The sequence below is a fragment of the Leifsonia sp. SIMBA_070 genome (assembly GCF_046534635.1).
Lineage (GTDB): Bacteria > Actinomycetota > Actinomycetes > Actinomycetales > Microbacteriaceae > Leifsonia.
The window spans coordinates 1-237 of the sequence record NZ_JAWRYK010000913.1 but is presented as its reverse complement, the minus strand read 5'-3'; the positions used below and the strand labels follow the sequence as shown (position 1 = coordinate 237).

General features: G+C 63.7%; 1 pseudogene. It reads right to left on the bottom strand.

The annotated features are described in order from the left end of the window. Positions 1-237: pseudogene (locus SB754_RS22855) on the bottom strand (amino acid transporter); the annotation flags it as partial.

Below are 237 nucleotides of genomic sequence, written 5' to 3'. Positions count from 1 at the left end.
CCCGGAAGGACCTTGGAGAGTGAACGCGGAAGGACGTCCTGCTTGGCCATGCCGTAGAGCAGGCGGCTGGCCATGAGCATGTTGATCAGGGCGGTGTTGGCCACGGCAAAAATGGAGAGGAACGGGTAGATGACGTCGACCGGGAGGTTCGGGGCACCGGCGCGCACAACCTCCAGCAGCGGCGTTGCGCTTTCGGACAGCTGCCCAACCGGGACAATTGCAACGGCGGCAATGGAG